Origin of the sequence: Hyalangium minutum (assembly GCF_000737315.1) — a bacterium.
Lineage (GTDB): Bacteria > Myxococcota > Myxococcia > Myxococcales > Myxococcaceae > Hyalangium > Hyalangium minutum.
In genome coordinates this window covers 736762-763062 of sequence record NZ_JMCB01000006.1, presented here as the reverse complement: position 1 = coordinate 763062, position 26301 = coordinate 736762, and the positions used below count along the sequence as shown (strand labels likewise).

22 protein-coding genes are annotated in these 26301 nt (G+C 68.7%); 11 read left to right on the top strand and 11 right to left on the bottom strand.

The annotated features are described in order from the left end of the window. Position 1: 1 nt before the first annotated feature. From DB31_RS18585 to DB31_RS18575, 3 genes are all read right to left on the bottom strand, one after another. A complete protein-coding gene (locus DB31_RS18585) occupies positions 2-961 on the bottom strand; it encodes a trypsin-like serine protease (protein ID WP_157232046.1) in 960 nt (319 codons plus the stop codon). After that, entirely contained in the window at positions 958-1758 is an 801-nt protein-coding gene (locus tag DB31_RS18580) for a trypsin-like serine protease (protein WP_169787070.1), read from the bottom strand. Before DB31_RS18580 ends, DB31_RS18585 begins: the two co-directional genes overlap by 4 nt. Positions 1759-1977: 219 nt before the next feature. Continuing rightward, positions 1978-3705, bottom strand: coding sequence for a serine/threonine-protein kinase (locus DB31_RS18575; RefSeq protein WP_044189376.1), 1728 nt, complete (start codon positions 3703-3705; stop codon positions 1978-1980). 463 nt (positions 3706-4168) lie between these two features. On the opposite strand from DB31_RS18575, the gene DB31_RS18570 reads away from it, so the two are divergent. Both DB31_RS18570 and DB31_RS18565 read left to right on the top strand, forming a co-directional pair. Then, positions 4169-4951, top strand: coding sequence for a hypothetical protein (locus DB31_RS18570; protein ID WP_157232045.1), 783 nt, complete (start codon positions 4169-4171; stop codon positions 4949-4951). Next, on the top strand, positions 4948-5835 hold the full coding sequence (locus tag DB31_RS18565) for a hypothetical protein (protein ID WP_044189372.1): 888 nt from the start codon (positions 4948-4950) through the stop codon (positions 5833-5835). Before DB31_RS18570 ends, DB31_RS18565 begins: the two co-directional genes overlap by 4 nt. A gap of 30 nt (positions 5836-5865) precedes the next feature. On the opposite strand, the gene DB31_RS18560 is transcribed toward DB31_RS18565, so the two are convergent. The 3 genes from DB31_RS18560 to DB31_RS18550 form a co-directional block, all read right to left on the bottom strand. Further along, a complete protein-coding gene (locus DB31_RS18560; RefSeq protein WP_044189369.1) occupies positions 5866-6174 on the bottom strand; it encodes a hypothetical protein in 309 nt (102 codons plus the stop codon). A gap of 14 nt (positions 6175-6188) precedes the next feature. Further along, positions 6189-6494 carry a hypothetical protein gene (locus tag DB31_RS18555; RefSeq protein ID WP_044189366.1) on the bottom strand — a complete coding sequence of 102 codons (306 nt, stop codon included), beginning with the start codon at positions 6492-6494 and terminating at the stop codon, positions 6189-6191. Positions 6495-6614: 120 nt separating this feature from the next. Beyond that, on the bottom strand, positions 6615-7523 hold the full coding sequence (locus tag DB31_RS18550) for a hypothetical protein (protein ID WP_044189363.1): 909 nt from the start codon (positions 7521-7523) through the stop codon (positions 6615-6617). 174 nt (positions 7524-7697) lie between these two features. On the opposite strand from DB31_RS18550, the gene DB31_RS18545 reads away from it, so the two are divergent. From DB31_RS18545 to msrB, 8 genes are all read left to right on the top strand, one after another. Further along, positions 7698-9893 (top strand): hypothetical protein, encoded by a 2196-nt coding sequence (locus DB31_RS18545; protein ID WP_044190108.1) that lies wholly within the window; start codon positions 7698-7700, stop codon positions 9891-9893. Positions 9894-10033: 140 nt separating this feature from the next. After that, positions 10034-10699, top strand: a complete 666-nt coding sequence (locus DB31_RS18540) for a polysaccharide deacetylase family protein (RefSeq protein ID WP_044189361.1) — start codon at positions 10034-10036, stop codon at positions 10697-10699. A gap of 12 nt (positions 10700-10711) precedes the next feature. Further along, the gene (locus DB31_RS18535; protein WP_044189359.1) at positions 10712-11551 is read left to right on the top strand and encodes a L,D-transpeptidase family protein; all 840 of its coding nucleotides are present in this window, start codon (positions 10712-10714) and stop codon (positions 11549-11551) included. A gap of 200 nt (positions 11552-11751) precedes the next feature. Continuing rightward, positions 11752-13563, top strand: a complete 1812-nt coding sequence (locus tag DB31_RS48885) for a hypothetical protein (protein ID WP_157232044.1) — start codon at positions 11752-11754, stop codon at positions 13561-13563. Next, positions 13560-14297 (top strand): hypothetical protein, encoded by a 738-nt coding sequence (locus DB31_RS18520; RefSeq protein ID WP_044189352.1) that lies wholly within the window; start codon positions 13560-13562, stop codon positions 14295-14297. Before DB31_RS48885 ends, DB31_RS18520 begins: the two co-directional genes overlap by 4 nt. A gap of 221 nt (positions 14298-14518) precedes the next feature. Further along, entirely contained in the window at positions 14519-15502 is a 984-nt protein-coding gene (locus tag DB31_RS18515; protein ID WP_044189350.1) for a trypsin-like serine protease, read from the top strand. Between the two features lie 120 nt (positions 15503-15622). Beyond that, a complete protein-coding gene (locus DB31_RS18510; RefSeq protein WP_044189346.1) occupies positions 15623-16642 on the top strand; it encodes an aldo/keto reductase in 1020 nt (339 codons plus the stop codon). Positions 16643-16729: 87 nt separating this feature from the next. Then, positions 16730-17278, top strand: coding sequence for a peptide-methionine (R)-S-oxide reductase MsrB (gene msrB / locus DB31_RS18505; protein WP_044189343.1), 549 nt, complete (start codon positions 16730-16732; stop codon positions 17276-17278). Positions 17279-17285: 7 nt separating this feature from the next. On the opposite strand, the gene DB31_RS18500 is transcribed toward msrB, so the two are convergent. From DB31_RS18500 to DB31_RS18490, 3 genes are all read right to left on the bottom strand, one after another. Continuing rightward, complete coding sequence (locus DB31_RS18500) at positions 17286-17729, bottom strand: DofB protein (RefSeq protein ID WP_157232043.1); 444 nt, start codon at positions 17727-17729, stop codon at positions 17286-17288. Positions 17730-17852: 123 nt separating this feature from the next. Further along, positions 17853-19496 (bottom strand): bifunctional 3-(3-hydroxy-phenyl)propionate/3-hydroxycinnamic acid hydroxylase MhpA, encoded by a 1644-nt coding sequence (mhpA, locus tag DB31_RS18495; RefSeq protein WP_169787069.1) that lies wholly within the window; start codon positions 19494-19496, stop codon positions 17853-17855. A gap of 171 nt (positions 19497-19667) precedes the next feature. After that, the gene (locus tag DB31_RS18490; RefSeq protein WP_044189339.1) at positions 19668-20996 is read right to left on the bottom strand and encodes a hypothetical protein; all 1329 of its coding nucleotides are present in this window, start codon (positions 20994-20996) and stop codon (positions 19668-19670) included. Between the two features lie 159 nt (positions 20997-21155). Here DB31_RS18490 and DB31_RS18485 point away from each other — a divergent pair, with 159 nt between their 5' ends. Then, positions 21156-22610 carry an alkaline phosphatase D family protein gene (locus DB31_RS18485; protein WP_157232042.1) on the top strand — a complete coding sequence of 485 codons (1455 nt, stop codon included), beginning with the start codon at positions 21156-21158 and terminating at the stop codon, positions 22608-22610. Positions 22611-22625: 15 nt separating this feature from the next. On the opposite strand, the gene DB31_RS18480 is transcribed toward DB31_RS18485, so the two are convergent. Then, complete coding sequence (locus tag DB31_RS18480; protein WP_044189335.1) at positions 22626-23333, bottom strand: head GIN domain-containing protein; 708 nt, start codon at positions 23331-23333, stop codon at positions 22626-22628. Between the two features lie 95 nt (positions 23334-23428). After that, a complete protein-coding gene (locus DB31_RS18475; RefSeq protein WP_044189333.1) occupies positions 23429-26224 on the bottom strand; it encodes a protein kinase domain-containing protein in 2796 nt (931 codons plus the stop codon). Positions 26225-26301 lie beyond the last annotated feature (77 nt).

The window sequence follows — 26301 nt, the reverse complement described above, 5'->3', positions numbered from 1 at the left end:
CTCAATCCGTCTCGCGCCGCTCAACGTCCGCAATGGCCTGGAGCAGCCACGCCCGGTAGAAGAGGGTACTCGTGTACTCGGAGAACTGGACGAGGTCTCCGCCGCCGTAGTGCGTCTTGGCGATGCCGACCAGCTCCATGGCTCCATCGCTCTCGCGCAGGCAAGGGCCTCCGCTGTCCCCCGAGAGGCTGTACGAGGCCTCCTGCCTCACCAGGAGGCGCTCCTTGGGCTTGTAAGGCCGCCGCACTTCGATGGACTTGCCCACGATGAACGTGGCCCCGTCTTCCGCGAGGGTCGCCACCTCATTGAAGCCGTATCGCCGCTGGTCGCGTTGCTGTTCCGCGAACTCGGTCGCGCCGAAGCCCACGAGAGTGACCGCCTCGGCGTAGCGGACTTCCGCCCTGGCCATCCGGATGGGCGTAACACCCTGGGGAGCCTTGTCCAATGCAATCACCGCGAGGTCCGCCTGGCTGGCAAGTTCCTTTCCGTCATCGTCATAGAGGATCCTGAGCTTCTCATTCGGCCGGATGGCGCCACTGAGCACATGGCCTATGGGCTTCTCCTTCGGCCGATAGGTGATCACCGCGATGGTCGCAGTCCGTGCACAGGTGGTCTTGTCAATGAGGGCCCTGGCTGGCGCGTCCGCAGGCGTCGCCTTGTGTGGGGAGCAGACGCAATGGCCCGCTGTCACCACCACGCGAGGAGCCACCAGCACGCCACTGCAAGGGCCCCTGCCGCCGTCCACCAGAACCGTCGCCTTGTACCGATTGCTCGTGTCAAGCGAGCCCTTGGAGATGATGGACTCTCCCATCTCGGGCTGTATCTCGGCCGGCACGTAGGCAGCCGCGGTCTGTCTCTCGGCTGGAGCACTCGCGCCACACGCGCAGCCCAGCAGCAGCGCCACGCGCCCCAGCCAGCGGATGAGGACAGTCAGGGATCTGTATGAAACCGTCGCGCTCACTGGGGCTCCTTCCTCGGGCGGGCCGCCGCTTCAGCACGCCTCACCTCGTCGCGCAGCCAGCGGCGGTAGCCGTAGGTGCTGGTGAAGGACGCTCCCTCCCCGAGCCAACGGCTGGAGATCCCCACGAGCTCGGGGCCGTGCGGACCCTGGCGGAGACAGGGGCCGCCGCTGTCCTGCCTGTAGAGGTGTCCTCCTGGCTGACGGATGAGGACGCGCTCGTCCTTGGGCGTCGCGAGCCGTGTCACCGTGTTCATGCTGAAGCGTCTCTCGGAGCCGAACCAATCGGAGGTCTCATCGTAGCCGTACCCCACGATGAGGACCTCATCGCCCACTCGGACCTCCTTGTTGGACAGGGGCAAGCCAGGAACCTTGAGCGGCTCGTCCAGCACGATGAGGGCGAGATCCGCATGGCTCTCCTGGACGTGACGCTCCTCATCGACCACCACCTTCAGCTCGGGGTGCGGTCGCACCGTGCCGGTGGAGAACGGCGCCGACCAACTTCTGATGATGCCGCGGACCTTAGAGGGGGAATCGTAGAGCATCATCGCTGCATCCACAGAGGTGGCGCATGACGACGCATCACTGATCTCCTGGCCCTGCTCGGCGCCAGGGACTGCCTGCCGCAAAGGGCACACGCAATGGCCCGCCGTCAGCACAACGCGCTGACTGAGGGCCGCGCCGCTGCATATCATCACCGTCCGCTCTCCGGAGGACACGGTGACACTAACCGCCGCGAGGTAGCGGTTGGAGTCATCTATCTCCCCAGACAGCAGCACGCGCCGGTTGTCCAACAGCATGTCATCGGGTTCCTGTAGAGGCAGGACCCCCACCATTTCCCCCGCTACCGGCTCTTCTTCTCCCGCTACCGGCGCTTCGGTTGCGGGAGGGGGGACAGGCTCTCCGCAGCCGCCGCAACTGGCGAACGCAGCAGCCCACACCATGAGGCAGAGGAAGGCATGGGGGCGCTTCATAGCGTTCAGGCTACTTTCTCTTGGATCTCGAGCCTCGGATCCCTCTCAGTGAGCCTCGGGTATGTCTTTCAGCGCGAAGCGGTGCTTGGACGTCTTCCCCGCCTCGATGGGCACCGAGAGCATCCGCGCCTTCTTGTCCGGCCCGACGATTCGCAGCAGGTGCGTGCCCACGGGAAGCGTCGCGTTGAACAGCGGCGTCTTCCCCAGCGAGCGCTTCCCCAGGAACACCTCGGCCTCCGGGTTGATGATGAGGGTCATCTTCCCCTGCGGTCCCCGAGGCTTTGACGGCTTGTCGTCGTCCTTGTCCTTGTCCTTCGGATCCGCCGCGGCCGTGGCACTGGCCGGGACACCCCCATCGGTGGTCAGGCCCGCGGGGTCCACGGGCTGGCCGGGCTCGGGGAACACCTTGAGCCGAGGGTCCTGGAACGTCTGCAACGTGGGCTCGGGTTTGACGTCCGCGTCCAGCGTGCGCGTCAGCGTCATCGCCAGGTAGCTGCCGCCCAGCACGATGCAGCCCAGCACCGCCACCCACAACGCGGTGTTCAGCGTCTTGTTCTCGCTGGGAGCAGAAGCGGCCTGCAGCGTCGTCGGAGCCGCTCGGGCCTCCGTGTGCCGCGCCCGACTGTCCACATCCGTGTCCGCGGGCCGAGGAGGCGCAGGCGGTGGGGCCTTCTTCGGAGAAGGCTCCTTCCAGGCGGGCTCTGCCTTCGGCGCGGCCTCGACCCTCAGCGCGGTCTCCACCTTCACGTTCGCGGCGGACTCCTCCTGAGCCGCGGCCCCAGCGTCACCCTTCCCGGCAACGACGTCATCCGCGCTCTCCAGCAGCGCCCGGGTGGAGGCCACCTTCTTCTCGAAGAGCTGCCGCATCAGCGCCGCACGCTGATCCGTGTCGAGCATCAGCGGGCCCGCGGCCTGATCCAGCGCCCGTGCCATCTCCTTGGCGCTGGGAATGCGGTGCTTCGGATCTCTCTCGAGCGCCTTGAGCACCACCTCCGCGAGCGCCTCGGGCACCGTCTCCGAGCGGTGGCGTGGCGAGGCGATGGGCGCTTTGAGGATGCTGGCCATCTCCTCGCGCTCCGTCTTGGCCGCGAAGAGCCGCTCTCCCGTGATGAGCTCCCAGAGCACCACGGCCGCGGAGAACACATCGCTGCGCCCATCCAGCGGCTGCCCCCGCACCTGCTCCGGAGACATGTAGCCCGCCGTGCCCTTCACCATGCCCGCGCGCGTCTGGTCCAAGCTGTTGCGCGCCTTGGCGATGCCGAAGTCCAGCAGCTTCACCACGCCGTCGTACGTCACCATCACGTTCTTCTGCGCGACGTCGCGGTGGATGATGGGGCTGGGCCGGCCCGATGGATCCGTGAAGGTGTGCGCGTAGTGCAAGGCCAGGCACACGTCCCTCATGATGGCCACGCTCAGCCCCAGAGGAATGGGCTCGCGGCGGCGCAGGTACGCGGCGGTGAGCTGATCCAGGTTCTGCCCGGCGATGAACTCCATGGCCAGGAACAGCCCGTCCTCCTCGCGGCCCAGCTCGTACACCTGGGCGATGTTCGGGTGGTTGAAGGCGGCGGTGATGCGCGCCTCGTCCAGGAACATGCGCTCGAAGGACTCGTTGCTGCGCACGTCCGGGAGGATCCGCTTGATGGCCACGTACTTGCGGAAGCCTCCCGGGCCGGCGGTGAAGCCCAGGAACAGCTCCGCCATGCCCCCCACGGAGAGCTGGGTGATGATCTGGTACTTGCCGATCTGATCACCCCGGTGAAAGTCAGAGATCATGGGACAACCCGTTCGGCGCCCCGTTTCCCGGCGTGGACATGGGCCCAGAGGATAGCTGTGGGAGTCTTGTGGATGACAGATCGAACCCTGTGGGCAAGCAGCCTCCGGATCCAGGGGTTGTGGGTGCCTGGGGAAAACCGCCAACTTGTCCACAAGGGGGGAGAGGGGATTTCATCAGTCATCTCCAGGGCTTACTGACTTTCCCCCAACTCAGCGCGACCTACTGTCACTACTACTTAGATCCTCTCTACTTAATACTTTCGTCACAGGGGTAGGCGGGGTGGGGAATCGAGGCCTGGGTGGATCCGGGGCGGGGGTAGGCGGGCCGGGCCGGGAGCCGGGAGAGAATCGGTGGCCGGGGCCAGGGCCGGGGTAGAGTGGGCGGGTGGTGCTGGCCCTCCCCGTGCTCCTGGTCGTCCTTGGTGCGGCTCCTGACCCAGTCTCTGGCCAGGAGCGGGCCCTCGTGCGGGCGGAGCGCCTCTTTGACGCGCTGGAGTTCGACGCGGCCGCCGCGGCCTTCCAGGACGCCCTGCGCGAGCCTGGGACGCGCCAGGAGCGGCTGCGCACCTATCAAGGTCTGGCGCTCTCCGAGGCCTTCATGGGCCAAACCCGGCGGGCCCAGGCCCGCTTCGAGGACCTGCTCAGCCTGGATCCCGACGCCACGGTGAGCAGCACGCTGGGGCCGAAGATCCGCAAGCCCTTTGATGCGGCGCGTAAGAAGCGGAAGGACAAGGCTCCCGCCCAGCTGCAGGTGGCTCGCCGCCCGGATGGGAAGGTGGAGGCGATGATGGACTGGCCGCCGTCCCTGGTGACGAAGGTGGTCGTGTTCGTGCGGCAGCCGGGGGAATCCCAGTTCAAGGAGACGGAGGGCCCGGTGTCGGGGCCCGTGCTGGCACCCGCGCCGGCGGTGCGGGCGGTGGAGGCCTACGCGGAGGCGAGGGACGCGGCCCACGGCGTCCTCTTCGAGAAGGGCAGTGCCGCGGCCCCGCTCCGCTTCGATGCCACGGAGGAGCCGCCTCCGGCTGTGGTCGCAGCCCAGCCGCCCAAGCGCATGGGGCCGCCAGCCGAGGAGCGGGAGCGGCCTGCCACGGACATCCCCGTGGAGGTGCGCAGCCGGCCCAAGTGGCCCTTCGTGGTGGGCGGGGTGGGGGTGGCGGTGGCCGCGGGGGTGGTGGCGGGCATCGTCCTCTCGAAGCCGCCCGAGCTGAAGCTGCCCTCCGCGGATCGCACGGAGCGGCTGCCATGAGCCCGTCTCGCGGGGTGCCGGGGGTGGTGGGGCTGCTCGTGCTCGCGCTGGCCGCGTGCGACAAGACCGAGCCTCTGGTGCCGCCGGACCTGTGCTCCGGGGTGGCGTGCCCCACGGCGCAGACGTGCGTGGAGGGCCGGTGCCTGGCCACCACCTGCCGGGGCCTCGCCTGTGCGCCGGGCCAAGTCTGTGACCGCGACTCCTGCGTGGAGGTGGCGTGCCTGGGTGTGAGCTGCTCGGGCGACCAGCGATGCCGGGCGGGCACGTGCGAGCGGGTGTCTTGCTCGCAAGGCTCCACGGCGTGCTACCCCACGGAGCGCTGTGCCGACTCCGTGTGCGTGTTCGACAACTGCATCGGCGTGAAGTGCCCCCAGGGCACGGTCTGCCGGGCGGATGGCTCCTGCCGCAGCGTGGCGTGCACGGGGGACTACAACTGCGAGTCCACCGAGCGCTGTGGTCCGGAGGGCCGCTGTGTTCCCGTCGCCGGTTGCGCGGCGGTGCGCTGCCCCTCGCAGCAGGTGTGCCGGGACGGGGCGTGTCAGGCGCTGGCCTGCAGCGGGGCCTCCGACTGTCTCTCGGGCGAGGTCTGCCGCGCGGGCACGTGCCTGGCCTCCACGGATCCGTGCGCGGCGGTGACGTCCTGCCCCTCGGGCCAGGTGTGCCGGAGCGGGGCGTGCGTGCAGCAGGCGTGTGGACCCGGCCAGCCGTGCCAGGGGCTCGAAGGCTGCCGCAGCGGCTCTTGCGAGGGCCCCGTGCGCAGCGAGGCGCAGGGCCTGGCACCGGGGGCGGGCTCACCGGGCGGCAAGGGGCCCGCGAGCCTCGGAGGCGTGGGCGGTGCGGCGCTCCAGGGCCCCACGCACACGCTGCATCCCGGCGCGTTCTGATTCACTTCCATCAATGAGGAGTGCCCGTGCTCAGTGGCACACGCGCAGCTGCTCCAGCAGCACGGGCAGCTCCCGGAGGAGCTCCGCGTCCAGCCGGGACAGCACGTCGCGGATGGCTTCGATGTGCTCGGGGGAGCTGCCGATGCGCTCCAGCTTCTGCAGCACGCGCCACCGCTGGTTGCGCATGACGAGCCGGCCCAGCACGTCCTCGAGCTGATCGGCCATCTGAGGACTGGGCAGCGGCTCCGCACCCAGGCGCTCGCGGAGCTGCTCGACGAGGGAGGCCAGCTGCTGGGCCTCATGGAGATGATCAGGGCGATAGTAAGAGGAGAGCGACACCGGAAGACCCTCGCTCAATGGTGGGAGGGAGGCTGCCAGGTCAGCCCGGTGAGCATGAGCCGCGAGCGCGGATCATCCATCTCCACCGTGACCGCGCAGTCGGCGATCTCCATCCGCATCGCGTACGTGAAGCCGTGGGACTGGCCCGCGCGCTCCTGGGTGGTTTGCGAGGCCAGGCGGAACAGCTCGGCCAGGACGCGCTGGCGCACCTCCGAGGGCAGAGCGTTCACGGTGGGCTGCAGGGCCCGAGGAATGAGCACAGTGAAGGCCCGAGGCTGCTCGTAGCTCTGTGCGACATCGCTGGGTTCAACGTGGTCCATGCGCCAGGGGCTATGCGAGAATCGTACCCTTGGCTGATCCAAGGACTTCAGGCACTTGGCTACAGCTGTCCCTGCGGGGCCTGAAAAAATGCCCGCCTCGGGTGCCCCAGGGTGGAGCGATCAGGGGATGCGGCAGCAAATGGCGTAGGCGGTGGGGATGGAGGCGCCTGTGGGAGGGTTGGGCACGCGGCAGGTGTAGGCAGGCCCGGGGGTTTGAGTGGAGCCGTCCACGGTGGCGACGTTGGTGGGCCCGAAGGTGGGCCCCGGGACGGTGGAAGTTCCGTTCAGGTTCGAGCACCCGCCACCCAGGAGGGTCTCCGTGGCGGCGCACCAGGCGGTGGAGTTCTTGCCCGTGTCGATGTTGCCAGTGGCCGTGCGGTAAGTGCATGCCAGCGAGGGCGAGGCATGGGTGTGGTCCGAGCGCGCCACGGTGGTGGCGCTGCCGCTGGAGCCGAGCGCCACGGAGAGGGTGCCGGAGGTGAGGCTGAGCCCCGCGCCAAAGCTGGAGGGCAGGCCGTTGAGCTTCGTCTTGTCCGCGGCGGCCATGAAGCCATTGGCGGTGGTGGAGGCCGCGGGGTGGGTGTGGGTGGAGGGAGCGAAGGCGCTGGCGGGCTGGCCCTGGAGGGTGAGGCTGTTGTTGGCGGTGTTGGCGAGCAGGGCGTAGGGCACGGAGGCCACGGTGAGTCGCGGGGTGAGCTCGGACTGGCCCACGAGGGACACGCCCAGGTACAGCGCCTGTCCATTGACGACGGAGGCCGGCAGGGGCGTCGAGGTGCCGAGCACCACGGAGTAGTAGCCCTGGGTGATGGCGGTGCTGGGGTGGCTCTCCTCCCAGAGCGGGGCGCCGCCGCTGGGGGTGGCATAGAGGGCGAAGCGCAGATCCTGCGGCAGCGTCTCCGGCGAGCCATCCGTGCGCAGCAGGCGTCCCTGGAAGGTCATCTGCGGGGGTGCATCCACCGCCAGGGCCGGGGGAGCGGAGAGAGCGAGTCCCGCCACGGCGAGCACGAGGAGCAGGCGGAGCAGGGACATGGCGACTCCGGGGCAGGGAAAGTGAGCCATCGTGAATCCTCGGGGCGCGAGGAGTGTCTGGCCGACATGCGGGCGAGGAGACGGAAGTGGGAGCCCTCGCGCCCGGCGGCGGGGAGGACTATACGCCTCCAGACGAGGTTCACGATGGGATGCTCGAAGACAGTGGCCGGAGCCATGTGGGTCCCGCTGTTCGTGGGCCTGGCGGCGGCGGTGCTCGGGGCGGGCTGCCATGACGACTCGCCGCTGGTGGGCTCGCAGGGACGGCTTCGGCTGTCGTCCGGAGCCGTGGCGTTTCCCACCACCTATATAGGAGTGAGCCGCGAGCAGCGGGTGAAGGTCTCCAACGCGGGGCGAGCGCCGCTCACGGTGGCGTGGACGCAGGTGGAGGCGCCCTTCACGGTGGAGGGGCTGCCGGTACGGGTGGGCTCGGAGGAAGTCGAGGTGCGGGTGAGGTTCGCGCCCACGGCGCCGGGTCCGTTCTCCGCCACGTTGAAGGGCACGGCGGTGGGCGGTGGCCAGGTGACGCTGGTGCTGACGGGAGAGGGCCTGGCGATTCCTCCGTGCGCCACACCGGTGGCGTGCCACAGCACGCGCTTCGACCTCGCGCTGGAGCAGTGCGTGGAGGAGCCGCTGCCGGACGGGACGGTGTGTGATCCGGGGAACGCGTGCCTCGTGGAGGCCACATGCGCGGCGGGCCGGTGCAAGGGCCGCGAGCGGGTATGTGACGACGGCAATGCGTGCACCACGGACGTGTGCAACCCGCTGGATGGGTGCCAGGCAGTGCCCGCGCCTCCGTGCCCGGGGGATGGGGTGTGCCGGGTGGGCGTGTGCGATCCGATGACAGGGTGCGGGCTGGCGAAGGCGCCGGATGGGACGTTCTGTGGGGCTCGGCGCGGGTGCGAGGTGGCGGACGTGTGCGTGGACGGGGCGTGCACGGTGCAGGACTTGCCGGACGGCTTCGTGTGCGCGCCGTCGACGCCGTGCCAGGGCGAGGGCCGGTGTGATGGAGCGGTGTGCGCGAGGCCTCCGCCCACGGTGCTTACGCCCAATTGGACGTTCGACGCGGATGCGCACGCGCTGGACCTGCACGACATGATGATCTGGCCGGACGGAGAGGTGACGCTGTCGGGGTTCTTCGCGAGTCCCGTGCAGGATGCGGCGGGGGACGCGCCTTGGGTGGCGAGGGGGACAGCGCGGCGCTGCATGCTGTGGAACGCGCGGCTGCTGTGCATGGATCTTCCGCAGCAGGGGCAGGTGTCGCTGCTGGAGAAGACGACGGGTGCGGTGCGGTGGAGCTTCACGCTGGCGGACGCGCGGCCGGACCTGAGGCAGCTGACGAACGGCACGCTCTTCATGGCGCGGCTGGCGGTGATGGCACCGGACCGGCTGGCAGCGCTCTTCGAGGCGTACCCGGCGGAGGAGGAGAGCTCGACGCTGTGCCGGATGTACTTCCTGGTGGTGCTGGACGCGAAGGGCGGGCTGGTGTCGGCGGCGCACCTGACGGATCCGCTGTTGCAGGAGTGCAACCACCCGCACCCGTTCGGGCTGGCGTCGGACGTGGTGGGGGACCTGTACGTGACGTTCTCGCCGACGGTGAACGCGGGGGCGCCGCTGATGCCGGGGTCGCCGACGCTGGTGGTGGCGTACTCCTCGGATGGGGTGGAGCGGTGGCGGCGGATGCTCCCGATGGGGGGCGGAGAGCTGGGGCTGGTGCGAGGGATGTTGATGCCCGAGCGGGCCAGCTCGGCGCTGCGGACGTTGGATGGGGCGGAAGTGGGCACGCTGCCGGTGCTGGGGCGTGCGGTGGCGACGCGGCAGGTGGTGGTGCCGAGCCCGGCGGGGACGACCGTGAACCCGGATGCCGGGGTGGTGAACTCACCGGAGCTGAAGGGCTACACGGTGCCGGAGTTCGAGCCGGCGTGGACGTACCGGCTGGAGGAGGGGGAGAGCTTCATCTCGAAGGAGCTGCGCCTGGCGGAGACGCTGCCTCGGGGGAGCGAGGGGGTGGAGACGCTGGTGTTGGGTTTCGCTTCGGTAGGGCTGAATCCGACGCTGGTGGGAGTGCGAGCGAAGGATGGCTCGGAGGCCTTCCAGTGCACGCTGGCGTATGCGCCGCGCACGTTGCCTCAGTTGTTCGAGCTGGGGCCTGGGAGCATGGTGCTGATGGACGGGGCGGAGACGTGCGGCGAGTGCGATCCGCCGTTCGCGTATAGCCGAGGGCGGTTCCAGCGCTTCCCGCTCGAGGGGCTCCGGCCCGCGGAGGCGCCGTGGCCGGGCACGTTCGGAGGTCCTGGGCACGGGCACCATGAGAGCCCGGTGCGAGGCGCTGCGGCGCCGATCCCGAGGAGTCCACGCGCTGGAGAGCGGTGAGAACCGAGCGAGGACGCTTCGCCTTTCACACACTGAGATGCCCCACGGTGCTGGATGTGCGCGGGCAGTGCGGTGGGTACTGTCGGAAATCCCCAGCGCCTATTGGATCAAGGCGCTAACCCCCACTGGAGGCCCATTCCATGAGTTCCTCCCCCGGCACGGCTGCAACCCCTGGTCTCATCCTTACCTTTGATGACGGCCCTCTCGATGACAAAGGCAAGGATGTGGCGCTGAAGACCACCCTGGACGTCCTGGGTGCCAGCGGCATCACGGGCACGTTCTACGTGCTGGGAGAGGAGGTGCAGAAGGCGCCCGCGCTGGCCAAGCTCATCGTCGATCGCGGCCACAGCCTCCAGAGCCACGCCTTCAGCCACGTGGCGCTCCCCAAGCTGCCCGAGGCGAAGATCCGCGAGTCGCTGCAGAAGACGCAGGAGGTCATCTTCCAGATCTCGGGGGTGCGCCCCAACCGGCTGCGTCCGCCCTATGGCGCCGGGTGGGTGGGGCTCAAGAGCGAGGTGCTGATCAAGGTGGCGGCCGAGCTGGGCCTGAAGCTCACCGCGTGGGATGTGGACACCAACGATTGGAAATCCCCTCGGGGATTGCTGGACTCGAGGAAGTTCTACCCGGCTCGCCAGGACTGGAAGCCCCTGTCCATCAGGCGGAGCCGGCCCCTGGACGTTCTCATGCACGTGAACCAGGATACGTCCAAGGATCTCCAGGCTTTCATCTTCGACCTGCTGAAGGAAGGATGGGAGTTCCGAACGTACGAAGACATGCCGAAGCCTCCTTCCTCGGCGGTCGCTTAACGGAGGTGACCCATGCCCACTCGCCGCTCGAACGCTCTTGTCTCGGCTGTCACGCTTCACAACGCACGCTTCGCGGGCCAGAAGGACCTCGGCGCCGTGCTTGCTGGCCAGGCCACGCTCACCCTGCGCAGTCGAGGCCCAGCCGTACAGGCCGTGCAGCAGGCCCTGATCGATCTGGGCTTCAGCCTGCCTGGAGGGGCCGATGGTGCCTTCGGGAAGCAGTCCGCCAAGGCGGTGCGCAACTTCCAGGTGCACGCCCGCTCGTTCTTCCCCAAGGTGCAGCCCACCGGCGTCGTGGACATCCACACCTTGAATGCCCTCGACGCGCTGGCCCCGGCGCCGAAGAAGCGCGGCCAGCAGGACAACCTCCCCGTGCCGCAGTACGACGGCCAGCCTCTGCGCGTGGTGGTGGTGAAGGACGAGCACCGCACCTTCCTCTTTGACGCGCAGGGAGTGTGCCAGGGCATCTATGGCAATGCCGTGGGCAAGCAAGCGACCCAGACGGACACCGGCCTGAAGAAGGTCAAAGCGAAGTACGGGCTCGCGGCGGCTCGCGCCATGGGGCAGGAACTGTGGGGAGGCCCGGTCTTCGGCGCTCGCCTCATTGATCTGTCCTGGGCGGATGGCTCGCGCTCGGGTGAGGAGCTCCACGGCACGAACGCTCCCGACAAGCTGGGCGAGGACGTCTCCCACGGCTGCATCCGCCATGAGGATGCGTCCATCATCGCCCTCTATAACGCCCTCCAGGTGGGAGACTGGGTTGCCGTCGTGGACACGGTGCGGGATCCGCACCTGGGTCGGTCGGTTCCTGTGGCTCGCCGCTCCTCGAAGAGGGTGGCCTCACGCGCCTGACCGATAGGCGCACGAGAACTTGGCAGCGCCAGCACGTGCGGCGAAGCTCGAAAGATGATTCAGGACCCAGTGGGATGCCGCCCGCGCATCCCCGCGCTGAAGCGCCTGGGTGTGGCTGACGGATCGCGCCAACACTCTCCGCGCCTCGGAAGCGGAGGAGCCGCCAACGCCAGAGGAGCAGCCCTCGAAGGGTTTCCCGCATGAGGAGCCCGGGATCGCGCCAGCCCTCGCGGTTCCATGCGGCTGTCAGCCTCTTGCTGCTGGCTGTCTTCGTCTCGCCCGGGGCGCACGCCTCTGACGAGACGGGCCAGATGCGGGCCGTTATAGGGGCGGGTATCTCTCAGGGCACCGCGCTGGGAAGCCCCTGGGCGCCGCGCACCGCGTACAGCGTGAGCCTGTGGGGCCTGTGGGAAGCAGGCCAGGGGGTGGGGGCGCGCTTGAGCTTGCTGCCCCCGGCCACCTCCGCTGGAGCGTGGGAGCTGTCCACGGACGCGGTCGCGCGTTTCACGGGCGAGGGGCCGCTGTACTTCAAGGCCATTGGTGGAGTGGCCATCACTCCCCGCCCCTGGATGTCTCCCCGGCTCCGCGCTGGTGGAGAAGTCGGGGTGCACGCCATCCGTGGGAGCCTGGGGCTGGAGGTGGGCCTTGCTGGCGTGTACGCGTTCCCGCCCTCCCAGCTCGCGCAAGGCCAAGGGGTAGTCTCTCTCGGGGTAGGTCTCCTCTTTGGCTTCGGCGCACCGTCACGCCCGCCGGCCCTTGCCCCACCTCAGCGCCCCTGGGCGCAGCAATCTGCCCACAGTCCAGCAGGCGTCTTTCAGCCGCAGGGCCCAGGCCCCTCATCCGCAGCAGAGGTGAGGACGGCTGGGCACCCGGCCGCTCCTGCGGAGGTGGCGCACGTCCCCTCCGGCGAGCGGGATGTGATTCAGCAGATTCTGCTCCTCCGAAAACCCGGGGACGTCCTGTCCTGGTGGGCCTCGGGCCCCGGGGAGGACATCCAGCACTGGACCCACCCGCTGTCCGAGTGGGAGCGCAAATACGCCGAGGCCATGAGCGCGGCGACGGTGCCCGAGCCCATCCGCATGTGGCCGCTGGTGACGCCCGAGCGCCTCACCCCCGAGCAGACCGAGGCCATGGAGCGGCTGCTGGGCTCAGGAGCCGCCGCCGCCGAGGGGTACTCCCATTGGGAGAACCGGCGGCGCATCGTCAAACACTACGTGCTGACACACCCAGCCACCGTTCAGCTCTCCCTGGGGCTGTATGGGTTGGCGCGGGATAGCAACCCGCTCTTCTTCGCGCTGGAGCGGGGATGGCAGATGGGCAGCGGCCAGGAGCTGTTCACCACACGAGAGGTGTCCAGGCTCGGTGCGGCCCAGGAGTTCTTCACGGCGCTGGCGGTGGGCGTGGCCGCTGGCAAGTTGATGAGCGCCACGCGGCCCGTGACGGGGTGGGATGTCCCGGAGCCGGTGGAGCCGGTGGGTCCTGGCAAGAGAGAGGCTCCGCCCGCCCCGCCGAGAACTGCGGCACCTGCTCCAGAGCCCACTCCGGCGCCAGCACCACCCCTTCCAGCGCCGGGCATCCTCGCGCCCTCACCTGAACTGGTCCAAGCCCTCACGGGCAAGAACCCAACGCCGCAGGTGCCCGCTGGCCCTCGTCTGCTTCAGGACGTCACCGTCAAACCGAAGGTGCCGAGGCCACGCGACACGGACCGTCCCATCAGCCCCAGCCCCAGGCAAAATGCGCAACTCCAGAGGGACATTAAGTACCTGCAGGACGAGCTAGGCGCCACGAACATTCGTGTGAACCAGCAGCAGCTGACGTCCAAGAACGGCCAGCGAGTGGGGATCAATCGGCCGGATCTGCAATTCGACTACAACGGCCGTCGCTATCATGTGGAGTACGACTCACCTACTTCGGGCCGTGGCCCTGGCCACCAGTCGCGCCTCACCTCCAACGACTCGGAAGCCACCGTCATCCGGATCATCATCCCTGAGGAAAGAGGCGTGCCTGAATGACGCAAGAGATGAAGGGGCTGTTGCTGGAGGACCGCTGGGCGCCTGTCACCTCAGAGATGGGCTTTCTGGAACTGGGGGCGGAGAAGGCGGCGCAAGCCTTCGCCACGTGGCAGAGAGGGCTGATGACGCCACGTGGCATCTCCGTAGAGGTGCTCCCCGTCTCAGGCACCCTGGAGCAAGTCCTCTCCAGCCTGCTGCCCCTGACCAGCGGAGAGACACAGCGGCACCTGTTCATCCCGACGAGCAGCGCCTGGACCGCCTACGTTGAGAACGGATGGACCGGAACGGATGCCGTCAGCCCCATGCGCTCCATGGCCCGGAGGCTGAGCATCCGGTGCCTGCGGGTGGTCGCCGTGCCCCACACCCTGCGCGGGAACCAAGGCCGCTATGGTGCGGTCATGCTGGGTGTGTACGGCCCGGAACAGCCGGGGAAGCTCACCAACACGGTGCGCTCCCTGGGCGCTTCCAATGACGGGGGCCGATGGGTCTTCGACGAGTCGGGTGAGCCCTTCCCTTTCGAGCAAGTAGAGCAGTACCAGGCGCGCCGGGTGAGGGACCGGTTCACCTTTGACATGCTCAAGGACTACCTGCGCCACCTGGGGCTGGCTCCCTTCGAGGAGGACTTCTACCTGCCTCCGGGCACCTGTGCGTGGCTCATCCAAAAGACAGGCCCCTTCACCACTGTCGGGCGGGAGTACACGCTGGAGGAGGCCCGCGCCGCCCACGTGCTGTGACGCACCCCAGGCGGATGACCGTCCTCGCTGCGCCAGGGCGCACGGCTCCTCATGGCTGCACCCCTCCATCTCCCTACCTCGGAGGTCACTGGCTGCACAGCCCCTGAGCAACCAGCGGAGCACCGTGGGACTTCATGGGGAGGGTGTTGCCAAGGCCACCCATGAGGTAGGGTGCGGGCCCCGTGAGCGGAGTTACCGCTCGCGACGCAACGAGAGTGCTCATGATGAAAGGTTGGACAAGGCTCGCCCTGGCCACGCTCGTGCTGGCCACGTTGCTGGCGTGTGACGGCTGTCAGGAGCGGATGCAGCGGCTGGGAAGGCACGTCGGCACGGCCTCCACGGAGGAGCGCTCGGGAGGCGTCGAGCCCACCCGAGAGCCGCCGGCCGAGAAGGCCGCAGAAGCAGAAGGAGGTCCTCGCTTGATGGAGCTCGCGGGCCGGGTGGACGCCGCCAATCGCTACGCGTCCGCCGTGCTGATCACCGCGCGGTTCAACCCCGAGCGCAGAGGGACTTGCAGCGGAGCCATCATTGGACGCCGGCTCATCCTGACCGCGGGCCACTGTGTCTGCCCGCGCCGGCAGGTCACCTCCGAGCCCGGAGGCCCCCGGGACATCATCGATGGCTCCGCCTGCGCGAAGACCGCCGAGGTGCAGACAACCCTCTACGAACCCGCGGTGCTCATGCTCGACGAGCAGGTGCCAGCACGCCCCAGCTATTACGAGGGCGAAGTCAGGCCTCACCCAGAGCTGAGGATCCTCCTGGACGAGCATGGCGAGGTGGCGGCCAGCCACGCTGACATCGCGGTCATCGTCCTGAAGGAGCCGCTCGAGGAAGAGTTCCGGCCGCTGCCTCTGGCGAACCGGGACGTGGAGGTCAACGAGACCGTCGTCATCGTGGGCACCGGCTATGACGAGCTGGCTCGCCGCTACGATGGAGAGCGGCGCGTCAGCCGGAACCGCGTCACCGATGCGCTGTCCTCCGGCGGTGGGCGGATGCGCATCGAGCAGCCCGGCGGCCACCACTACAAGGGCGACAGCGGGGGACCCTGTTTGCGGGAAGGCGCGGGTGGCACAGCCCTCGTCGGTGTCTCCAGCCGGAACCTCGGCGAGGGAGAGGCCCTCACCAGCACCTACGAGTACCGCGAGTGGCTCCTCACCGAGCTTCAGCGCTCCGAGGAGGATCCGCCTCCCACACGGGTCCAGTAGAGCGCCCGGTCCAGGCCCACGAAGTGCACACGCCCAGACTCTCCGAGGCCCGAAGACGCTGCGCCGCACCGGTGAGCGCGTTAAGTCCCGCCTCCGCACTCCACACGAGGGGACACACACGTGAACTATCGGATGTTGGGCCGCACCGGCCTGTACGTATCGGAGCTGTGCTTCGGGGCGATGACGTTCGGTGGTGAGGGCTTCTGGAAGGTGGTCGGCTCCCAAGGCCAGAGCGAGGCCGACAAGCTCGTCTCCCGCAGCCTCGACGCGGGCATCAACTTCTTCGACACTGCGGACGTCTACTCCAATGGTGTCTCCGAGCAGCTGCTCGGCAAGGCGCTCGGGGCCCGGCGCAAGGACGTCATCCTTGCCACCAAGGTTCGCGGCCGTACCGGCCCCGGCGTCAACGACGTGGGCCTGTCCCGTGGCCACATCATGGACTCGGTGCACAACAGCCTGCGCCGCCTGGGCACCGACTACATCGATCTGTACCAGATCCACGGCTACGACATCGTCACGCCGCTCGATGAGACCCTGCGCGCCCTGGATGATCTCGTCCGTCAGGGCAAGGTCCGCTACCTGGGCGCCTCGAACCTCGCGGCCTGGCAGCTCATGAAGGCGCTCGGCATCAGCGAGCACCGGGGCCTGTCCCGCTTCGAGTCCCTCCAGGCCTACTACTCCATCGCCGGGAGAGATTTGGAGCGCGAGCTCGTCCCGCTGATGAAGGACCAGCAGGTGGGGCTCATGGTGTGGAGCCCGCTGGCCGGTGGCTTCCTCAGCGGCAAGTTCCGCCGCGACAGCCAGGGCCCCGAGGGCGCCCGCCGCGCCGCCTTCGACTTCCCGCCCGTGGACAAGGAGCGCGCCTACACCCTCATCGAGGTGATGGATGGCATCGCCAAGGCGCGCAGCGCCTCGGTGGCGCGCGTGGCCCTGGCCTGGCTGCTGCACCAGCCCCACGTGACGACGCTCATCATCGGCGCGAAGACCCCGGAGCAGCTCGAGGACAACCTTCAGGCGCCCTCGCTCAAGCTCACCCCCGAGGAGCTCACCGCGCTCAACACCGCCTCCGCCCTGCCCCCCGAGTACCCGGGCTGGATGGTGACCCGTCAGAACGAGGACCGCATCCCCAAGGCGCAGTAGCCACGGGATGAAACCTGGGGCCCCTGCCAGCCAGGGTGGGGGCCCTCGCGTCTGTAACTTCTCCCCCGCTCGCGCGTACCCAGAGGCATGGACCGACGACGACAGTGGTGGTGGGCAGGCTTGCTCGTGGTTCCCCTCGTGGCCCTCGCCGCGGGCGCGGGAGAGAAGCCCTCGAGCGCCTCCAAGCCGGCCGAGAAGGCTGCGAGTGCCGAGAAGGCTCCCAGCGCCGAGAAGGCCCCAGCTCCCGAGAAGGTCACCAAGACAGAAGAGCAGTGGAAGAAGCAGCTCACGCCCGAGCAGTTCTACATCCTTCGCGAGAAGGGCACCGAGCGCGCCTTCTCGGGCAAGTACTGGAACAACCACGAGGCGGGCACCTACCGCTGTGCCGCGTGCGGCCAGCCGCTCTTCACCTCGGATACCAAGTTCGACTCGGGCACCGGCTGGCCCAGCTTCTGGAAGCCCCTCTCACCCGCGGCGGTGGAGCTCCACGAGGACAACAGCCACTTCATGTCACGGGTGGAAGTCGTGTGCTCGCGCTGCGGCGGCCACCTGGGCCATGTCTTCACGGACGGCCCGGAGCCCACGGGGCTGCGCTACTGCATGAACTCGGCTTCGCTCGCCTTCGAGAAGAAGTAGCCGCGCCTCAGGTGGCCAGGCCCAGCTCGCGCGCCTTGCGGATGATGGGAGCCGGATCCTTTCCCAGGCGCTTCTGGAGGTCCGCCGCCACGGAATCCACGTTCTTGTGCACCGACAGGAACCCGTCGTACGTGCGCGTCACGATGATCATGCCGGAGATGATGACGCGCTGAAGGCTGTTCTGGAGCTCGCTGCCCTCGATGACCAGGTGCGCCACCTCGCAGAAGTTGCGGCCCTCGGACAGCAGGTGGCTCAGCAGGTTGCGCTCCTCGGCGTTGGGAATCTTCGACTTCGAGTCAATCATCCCCACGTAGAGCAGCGGCTTGCCCACCCGCTCGCGGTGCTGCTGCATCAACTGCAGCACCGCAGTCACATCCTGTTTCGAGGGCGGATTGGGGTACCGGGCGAACATGACCCGGTCAATGACCTCCAGTTTGTAAAGGGGACTCACTGGCTCCTCCGCTCCTCACTCCGGCAGGGCACTCCTTATGACGGGAAGGCCCGGCCTCCAAGCATTGTGTAATAACACGGGAAAGGGCGGAAGGAATGAGACGGGACGCCCTGGGTCCGGTTATCAGGCGCTCGACGGAAGTAATGCCCGCGAGGGCGCTTCTTCCGCCCGCGCGGCCGTCGGCAGGTGGATGAACCGGCGCAGCTCTTCCCGGAGTTGCTCGATCCCCGCGCCCTGAGAGGCCCCGTACACGTATCGATCGGGACGGAGAATGGCCGCATCTGCCTGATACTGGACGAACCAGGCCTGTAGCTTGCCGGAGCTGTCCACCACGTCCCCCGCGCGCGCCTCCGAGGCCCGCTCCGCGGGAAGGATCCGCAGCCACACGCCTCCCACTTCGCGTGCGAGCGCCTCGGCGGACTTCCGCACGGTGTCTGGCGCATCCGCCGATGTGAACACCGTAAAGCCCCGGCCGGACACATCGTCCAGCCGCGCCACCTTTCCATCCGCCAGCGCCACCTGGGGCTGGGGGAAGTAGTCGCCCTCGGCGACGTTGCCCTTGCGGCGCTGGCCTCCGGCGATCAGCCCGTGGCTCAGGAACGCCTTGGGCTTGAACTCGTAGTTGCGCATGAAGCGGCGCGTGCGCGGAATCTGGAACAGCACCTTCAGCAGGGCGTTGCGCAGGAAGGCCACCACCCGGTTGCGCGCCAGCAGCACCTTGCCCAGGGCGATGGTGGTCTTGATCATGTCCACCGCGTGGGGGTGGCGCTCGCGCTCGTAGGTGTCCAGCAGCGCGTCGCCCGCGGCCCCGCGTGACACCAGCGCCAGCTTCCAGGACAGGTTCATCGCGTCACGGATGCCCGAGCACAGCCCCTGGCCCGCGAAGGGCGGCATGACATGCGCCGCATCCCCGAGCAGGAACACGCGCCTGTCCCGCCAGCGCTCGGCCACCTTGGCCTGGAAGGTGAACACGGAGGCGCGCTGCAGCTGCACCTTCTTGGGGTCCACGAACGGCGCCAGCAGCTTCTCGACGACCTCCTGGCGCTCCATGATCTCGGTGCGCTCGTTCTCCTGTAGCAGGAAGTCCATGCGCACTTCGTTGTAGACGCACCGGGTGACGAAGCCGGGGCGCTGCGGATCACACACGTAATAGGTGAAGTCCGGCTCGGGCACGGAGGTGGTGCCGGAGATGGCGATCCACGGCTCCTCATAGGAGGTGCCCATCATCTTCACGCCCATCAGCGCGCGCACGGTGCTGTGCGAGCCGTCACAGCCCAGCAGGTAGCGGGCGCGCACCTCGCGCGAGCGGCCTGTGCGCCGGTCCTGGATCTGCGTGGTGACGAAGTCCGCGTCCTGGGTGAAGGAGACCAGCTCATGGCCCAGCCGCAGCTCGGCGTGGGGGAAGCGCTCGAGGCCCTTGCGCAGCACGCCCTCCAGCTGAGGCTGGTTGAAGAAGGAGAGGGCCGGGTGGCTCAGGCCGAAGTCCAGCTCGTGGATGGGCACCGTGCCCAGCACGCGCTTGGCGCCGTCGATGTACTGCATGTCCTTGCACGGCCACAGGTCCACGGCCAGCTCGCCCTCGAGCCCGGCGGCCTGGAAGTTGCGCTGGGCCTCGTCGTCGCATGAGAAGGCGCGCGGAATGCTGAACGTGGACAAGTCACGCTCGATGACGAGCGTGCGCAGCCCCTGCAGCCCCAGGTAGTTGGCGGCGATCGCACCCACGGGGCCGCACCCCACCACGATGACATCGACGACTTCTGCGGACATCTCGGCCATCCCGGAGAAGAACCTTGTGCGGGGGTAAGGCCGGAGAGTTTACCGTATGACAGGACTTCGTCATGGATCCGCGCGACGGTGGCCGAGGAGAGGGCGCTGGTCCTGCTCCTCGGCGTCCCAGCGGGCGGAGCTGGGACTGGGAGTGTCAGCGTGCGTCACGGCCTACTGGGGCCGGGCGCTCCACAGCTCCACGTCGCTCACGTAGCTGTCCCACTGGCGCAGCACGGCGTCCACGCTCACGCGCAGCAGGGCCAGGAAGCCGCGCAGCTGCTGCTCGGTGCGCAGGTACTTGGCCAGCAGCGTGAGGTTGCCCTGCCAGTGCCCGTCGTCCCCGCCGTCGAACTCGATGTGCGAGCCCAGGAAGTGCGTGGCCTTCTGCGGATCCTTCACGCCCCACGAGCCCACCAGCGTGTTGATCTTGTCCATGAAGAGCTGACCCAGGTGGCCGCTGACGCCCTCGGCCGCCAGCGGCGCCGCCAGCATCAGCACCGGATCATTGTAGAAGGCGATGGCGCTCTCCTGCGTGCACATGAACTCGCGCGTGGGCAGGTTGGGCTGAGCGACTTCCTTCACGTACGTGGGGTCCTCGCCCAGGTGCTGCAGGTCGCGCTCGATGATGATCTCGTGGTTCACCTCGCCCTTGAGGTGATGGATGAAGTGGGTGCGCAGCTCGGTGTCCGGAGAGGCGCCCACGCACCGGCCCAGCAGGCGCGTGGTGTAGCGGACGAACTGGTGCAGCTGCGTGAGCGTGTAGACGTACTGCTCGCGCGTGAGCGTGCCGTTGTCCACCGCCTGGAAGAAGGAGCTCTGGCCCACCTTGTCCAGGAAGAGGTGGGTGATGGTGTCGAGCACCTCGGCGACCAGGAAGGTGGGCTCCAGGGGCTGGCCCGCCTTCGAGGCCTCCTCCGAGGCTTGGTGGAGCATGAGATCCAACCGCTGGGCCTTGGCGCGGAAGGCACCCGTGCCGGGCAAGTCCAGGCGGGGCACGTTCTGCAGCGCGGTGAGGCCGTAGCGCCGGGCGGTGGGGGTGTCGTCATCCGCCAGGAGGAAGGCGGCCACGTTGCGGCCCCAGCTGCGCGCGTAGCGAAGGGTGGCGTACAGGAGCACGGCCTGAGCGCCCGCGGGCGCGGACGGCGAGACATGCACGCGGGTGAGGTAGGCCACCTGCTCCAGGGACTTCGTGGGCAGCCGGGTGCGGTTCTGGAAGTCGGAGCCCTCGGCGTGCAGCACCGTGGCGAAGGCCAGGCACTGGCCCGAGGCGCGATCCACCAGCGCCACGTCCACGCCCTGCGCGCCGGTGAGGCTCTCGGACGCGAGGAACTCCGGAGCGCGCGCGCCCGCCTGGGCCGCCAGGGGCGCGAGCAGCGAGGGCTGAGACTGCGGCCCCCGGTCGATGACGGCATCCCACGCGGCGGTGATCTTCTGAGTGGTGACCTGGGGCTTGGGCCGGGTCTGCCAGAGCGAGGGGGACTTCACGACGGGGGCGGTCATGGGGGGACTCCGAAGGAGAGGGGCGGGTGCAATATTCTTGAGTTCCCAGGTAGGGATTTCAACGAGCCTCTCGAAAGGCAGGGTGAGGCAAGTAGAATGCCCACATGCCCCGCTCAAGTGGGCACGGCGGATCACCCTGAAGCGGGGGAGGGGAAGCTCATGGCCATCGCGCTTGCTGTGCAGCCGGTAACAGTAGGGCCCATCGTCGGGCACACCACGGACACGACGGTGCGGCTGTGGGGCCGGGGCGCGCCTGCTCCCTCGGGGAGCAATCAATGGTGCTACGGCGTGGCGCAGGTGCTGGAGCCTGGCTCCACCACTGTGGCGCAGGCGCGCTACTTCAAGCTGCTGCCCGAGGATGACTACACCGGCAGTGTGGACTTCTCGGGGCTGGCGCCGGGCCGCGCGTATGCGTACCGGATGGGCTACTTCTTCTCTCAGGCGGAGGCCCAGCCGCCGCTGCCGTCCCAGGCGCTGGAGCTGAAGGGTGCGAGCGCGGGGGCCTTCCGGACGATGCGGCCGCCGGGCAGCTCGGAAATCTCATTCGTGGTGGGCTCGTGCCGCCACCCGACGCCGGGGCTCGAGGAGCTGCTCAACACGGGGCTGCCGGACCGGGGAGACCGCGTCTACACCAGCATCCTGGAGCAGCTGGAGGGCGGTGTTGCCACGGATCTGCTGATGATGGCGGGCGATCAGATCTACGCGGACCTGGCGGCCAACAGCCAGACGTTCTCGCAGTACTGCGCCAACTACCAGCGCTCGTTCACCCAGCCGAACCTGCGGCGGCTGATGTCCCGCGTGCCCACGTACATGACGCTGGACGACCATGAAATCGCCGACAACTGGTCCATGGATCGGCTCAATGATCCGAAGCTGAGCGAGAAGAAGCTCGCGGAGAACAAGCGGCGCTTCCTGGCGGCGCTCTCGGCCTACCGCTGCTACCAGGTGGTGCACGGCCCGGCGCTGGAGCGCAAGGGCGAGGCGGGAGCCACCAACCTGCTGGACCACTACTGGTACACGTTCCAGTCGGGCCCCGCGCGCTTCTTCGTGATGGACATCCGCACGGAGCGCTACCACCGGGCACAGCCACCGGAGCTGATCAGCGCGCGGCAGATGCAGGCGCTCCAGGAGTGGATGAGGGCGGATCGGGGTGGGCTGAAGTTCGTGGTGTCCGCGGTGCCCTTCTTCCCGGACCTGAAGCTCGGGGGTTGGGCCATGGGCGAGCGCAACGACAAGTGGGCGGGCTTCCAGCACCAGCGCCAGCACCTGCTGGACTTCGTGCGAGACAACGGCGTGCACCGCACCGTGTTCCTGTCGGGCGACGTGCACGTGTCATTCTGGAGCGAGCTGAGGAGCATCTCTCGGCCGGACTTCCGCGTGCACTCCGTCATCTCGTCGGCGTTCAACGCGCCGGCCCTCAACGCGCCGGAGTTCCTCTTCAAGCACGAGGGCATTCTCGACGGGCAGGCGGACTACGAGCTCACCCGCCATGGTGGCTACACGCGGGTGAGCAACTTCACCCGGCTGAGCTGGAAGGAGCCCACGCTGCGGGTGGAGATCTTCGATCGCAAGGGCAAGCGCCTGCACGAGGCGTCGCTGAACCTCGACGCATGAGGCGCCCGCCGCGGGCTACTTCTTGCTGTAGTGCACCACCGAGCCGCCGGACGACTCGACCTCCCGCTGGGCGGGAGCGCTGGCCACGTTGACGACACAGCCGCCGGACAGATCCGCCTCGATGCGATCGGTGGGGTTGGCGTTCACCACGGTGCCGCCGCTGGCCTCCACGTCCAGCGACTTGTGGCTCAGCTCCTGGGCATTCACCACTGCGCCGCCGCTGGCCTCCACGTCGACGGTGTCCGCACGGCCCTTCAGCGTCGCCTCGCCGCCGCCGCTCACCTCCACCTCCACCTTCTTCGCGTCCACGTTGCGCACGGAGATCACGGCGCCGCCGCTGGCTTCCGCGGAGAAGGTGTTCGCGGCGCTGGCCTCCGCATCGATGCTCGCGCCGCCGCTGGCCGAGACGCTCGTCACCTGAGGGTTAGAGATGGTGACTTCGATTCCCTTGCTGGAGCCTCCGCCGAACCAGGACTTCTTCTCCATCTGCACCACCAGCTTGCCGTCCACCACCTCGGTGCGGACCTGGCCTACCCGCTTCTCGTCCCCGGAGATGCGCACGGACTTGGGGCCTACCTTCACCTTGGCCGAGATGCCATTGCTCACCTCCACTCCGTTGAAGTCGGCAACCTCGCGCGTCGCGCCCGTGTCCGAGGGCTCGGCGAAGGAGGCGGTGGCCAGCAGCAGGGTGGGGACGGCCAGGGCGATGCGAAGGGTCTTCATGGCGGTGCTCTCTCAGGAAAGGGTGAGGCTCGGAGCCTCAAGTCTCCTGGTTACGTACGGCCCTGGAACCCATTGCAGGCCTGGAGGCCGGCTGGCTACTCCTGGGCCACTTCGTCGAGCGCAAGCTGCCGGGCCGTGGTCTCGCCCGTCTTGATCTCCACCTGCAGGCGCCGGGTGCGGCCGTCCGCGCCTACCAGCTTGAGCGAGTGCTTGCCCGCAGGCAGGGACACCTTGAAGAGCGGCGTGTCCCCCAGATACCGGCGGCCCAGGTACACCTTGGCGTACGGCTGGGTGACCAGCGTGAGGGCGCCGCTGCCAGAGACGCCGTCATCATCGGAGTCGTCGTCCGAGGAATCCCGCCGCGTGCGCTTGGTAGGCCGCGCCGTCTTCTTCACCGAAGGGGTGGACGCCAGGTCTGGAACGCTGAGGGCGTCTCCCTCCTTCTCGGAGGTTTTACCCTCGGGCTTCGCCACGGGCTCGGCTGCCGGTGGGGGCGTCACTGCCTCGGCCACGGCTTCTGAAGGCGCAGCCGTGGGGGCCGCCGTCGCCGGAGAGCCCGCCTCGGGAGCTGCCGCCGGGGTCTGAGGGGGCGGGGTCGCAGGAGCCGCAGCGGGGGCGGGGGCCGTCGCGGGCGCGGGCGTTGGCTCGGGCGCGGGAGGCTTCGCCGGGGTCTCGGGAGCCGGAGTCGTGGCCGGAGTCGTGGGGCGGGCAATCGGCTGCAGCTTTCCCAGCTCCTCGGTGGGGGGAGGTGGAGGCGAGATCAGCCCTATGACGAAGCCTCCATCCAGGCCGAGCGCAATCACCACGCCCAGGCCGCCCAGCAGCACCATCCCCACGGTCAGCACCACCATCCACGCCCCACTGCCCTGCTTCTGCCGCTTGCGAGCGGTGGAGGCGCTGGGCAGGGAGACCATGGTGGGTCCCTCCTCACCTTCGGGGACGTAGGTCTCGTTGGTGTCCGACTGCGGCTCCGGCTCGTCGAACTGTGCCACGCGAACCGGCCGGGTGGTGAGCTCCGGCTCCTCGAAGTCCTCACGCTGCCCTCGGACGGGCGGCAAGGTGAAGTCTTCCTCCTCTACGGCCGTGGTCGACGGATCCTCTGCCGGCGCGGCTCGGATGGGGACCGGCGTGTGCTCACGGCGGCGAGGCGGGCGGGAGCCGGGTGCGGCCGAGGGCGGATCCGCGAGGCGCTGGTGGTTCGTCTTCGAGACCGACCGCACCAGGGCGGTCTTCACCTCGTGCGAGCCCCGGCCGGACGGCGTGTGCTCGTCCTCGGGAGGCGGGCTGCGGAGGGAGGGAGGTGAATCGCTGACGGGGATCGTCCCCATCAAGTGCATGTCCACCCGGATGGGACGCGTCGCGTTCTCGAGGTCTGGCTCCTGTCCATCGAGCAGGGTGTCTCCCGGGTGCGTCCGGGCGGTGGTCTCGTTCGGGAGCGGAGCCGGAGGAATGGCCTCGGGCAGGGTGGTGGTGGTGGCGCGCTTCTGGGGCAGCGGCTCGAACACGGCCCGGCGGACGTTCGCGGGATCCGCGGCCGGTGACGAGGGCAGCGCGGTGCTCGTTCCCGAGCGGCGAGGATTGGAGCCCCGAGGCGGCGTGGGAGGCTTTGACTGCGTCTCCTCGGGAGCCGGAGGAGACGGCAGGGGCTTCACTGCGGGCACCCCTGCCAGCGAGGGCCGGGGCGTGGGAGGCTTCGACTGAGGGGCCTCGGGCGAGGAAGTCCTCAGCGAGGGCACCCCGGTCTGCGAGAGCCGCTGCGGGGGCAGCTGCGGGGTGATCTGCGGCAGCGTGGGGCCCGTGGGCACCGTGCCCGGCTCGGGCACGAGCACGGGGGCCTCGGGCTGGGTGGCGGCGCTGAGGAACTGCGCCACGTTCACCTGGCCAGTGGACTCGCCGCTCATGGCGCGCTCGGCCATCAGCAGCTTCCGGGTCTGCTCGCGCCGCTCGGAGAAGTGGCGCTGGATCAGCTCGGCGCTCTGCTCCGGGTGCCAGAAGAGCGGGCCCACCGCGCGCTCCATCGCCCGGGCGAACTCCAGCGTCGTGGCGTACCGCTCTTCCCGGCGGCGATCCAACGCCTTGAGCACGATGGCGTCCAGCTCGGGCGGGACGGCCTTGTTCACCCGTGAGGGCGGCGGAATCTGTCCGTGCAGCACCGCGCTGGCGCCCGCCTGCGGCGTCTTCGCGTGGAACAGGCGCAGGCCCGTGAGCAGCTCGTGCAGCACCACACCCAGGCTGAACAAGTCGCTGCGAGCGTCCAGCGGCTCGCCCAGGATCTGCTCCGGGGACATGTAGCCGCTGGTGCCCTTCACCATACCCACCTGGGTGCGGCTCTTGCGCGCCACGCTCTTGGCGATGCCGAAGTCCAGCAGCTTGGTGACGCCCTCGTACGTCACCATGATGTTCTTCTCGGCCACGTCCCGGTGGATGACGGACGAGGGCCGGCCCAGCGGATCCGTGAAGGTGTGCGCGTAGTGCAGCGCCAGGGCCGTGTCGCGCACAGCCTCGAGGCTGAAGCCCATGGGGATGGGCTCGCCGACCGTGCGGCAGGCCTTGGCGACCTCCACGAGCGTGGCGCCCGGGACGAACTCCATGGCGAGGAACAGCTCGCCGTCGGCGACGTCCAGGTCGAACACCTGGGCAATGTGGGGGTGGTTGAAGGCGGCCGTTACCTTGGCTTCGTCCAGGAACATCTGGACGAACTCCTCCTCGCCGGCGATGTCCGGGAGGATCTGCTTGAGCACCACCAGCTTGCGGAAGCCGGCCAGGCCGCGCTGCGACGCGAGGAAGATCTCCGCCATTCCGCCCGTGGATAGGCGGCAGAGCACCTCGTATTTGCCCAGCTTCCGGCCGCTGAAGGCGTCCGGGGCGAGCGGCAGCGTGGACCCACCCATGTTGAGAAAATCAAGTCTACACCGCTAAACCCTGGGGATCGAATGGCCGGTAGGGGGAATTTTCCGCCCGGGGTTCT

Excerpts from the sequence above, each read along its gene's own strand:
- DB31_RS18480 (WP_044189335.1), bottom strand. The coding sequence starts at position 23,333 with ATGAAGACCCTTCGCATCGCCCTGGCCGTCCCCACCCTGCTGCTGGCC.
- msrB (WP_044189343.1), top strand. The coding sequence starts at position 16,730 with ATGGACCGACGACGACAGTGGTGGTGGGCAGGCTTGCTCGTGGTTCCC.
- DB31_RS18555 (WP_044189366.1), bottom strand. The coding sequence starts at position 6,494 with ATGGACCACGTTGAACCCAGCGATGTCGCACAGAGCTACGAGCAGCCT.
- DB31_RS48885 (WP_157232044.1), top strand. The coding sequence starts at position 11,752 with ATGAGGAGCCCGGGATCGCGCCAGCCCTCGCGGTTCCATGCGGCTGTC.
- DB31_RS18545 (WP_044190108.1), top strand. The coding sequence starts at position 7,698 with ATGTGGGTCCCGCTGTTCGTGGGCCTGGCGGCGGCGGTGCTCGGGGCG.
- DB31_RS18550 (WP_044189363.1), bottom strand. The coding sequence starts at position 7,523 with ATGTCCCTGCTCCGCCTGCTCCTCGTGCTCGCCGTGGCGGGACTCGCT.
- DB31_RS18475 (WP_044189333.1), bottom strand. The coding sequence starts at position 26,224 with ATGGGTGGGTCCACGCTGCCGCTCGCCCCGGACGCCTTCAGCGGCCGG.
- DB31_RS18485 (WP_157232042.1), top strand. The coding sequence starts at position 21,156 with ATGGCCATCGCGCTTGCTGTGCAGCCGGTAACAGTAGGGCCCATCGTC.
- DB31_RS18575 (WP_044189376.1), bottom strand. The coding sequence starts at position 3,705 with ATGATCTCTGACTTTCACCGGGGTGATCAGATCGGCAAGTACCAGATC.
- DB31_RS18535 (WP_044189359.1), top strand. The coding sequence starts at position 10,712 with ATGCCCACTCGCCGCTCGAACGCTCTTGTCTCGGCTGTCACGCTTCAC.
- DB31_RS18515 (WP_044189350.1), top strand. The coding sequence starts at position 14,519 with ATGATGAAAGGTTGGACAAGGCTCGCCCTGGCCACGCTCGTGCTGGCC.
- mhpA (WP_169787069.1), bottom strand. The coding sequence starts at position 19,496 with ATGTCCGCAGAAGTCGTCGATGTCATCGTGGTGGGGTGCGGCCCCGTG.
- DB31_RS18580 (WP_169787070.1), bottom strand. The coding sequence starts at position 1,758 with ATGCTGTTGGACAACCGGCGCGTGCTGCTGTCTGGGGAGATAGATGAC.
- DB31_RS18520 (WP_044189352.1), top strand. The coding sequence starts at position 13,560 with ATGACGCAAGAGATGAAGGGGCTGTTGCTGGAGGACCGCTGGGCGCCT.
- DB31_RS18490 (WP_044189339.1), bottom strand. The coding sequence starts at position 20,996 with ATGACCGCCCCCGTCGTGAAGTCCCCCTCGCTCTGGCAGACCCGGCCC.
- DB31_RS18540 (WP_044189361.1), top strand. The coding sequence starts at position 10,034 with ATGAGTTCCTCCCCCGGCACGGCTGCAACCCCTGGTCTCATCCTTACC.
- DB31_RS18565 (WP_044189372.1), top strand. The coding sequence starts at position 4,948 with ATGAGCCCGTCTCGCGGGGTGCCGGGGGTGGTGGGGCTGCTCGTGCTC.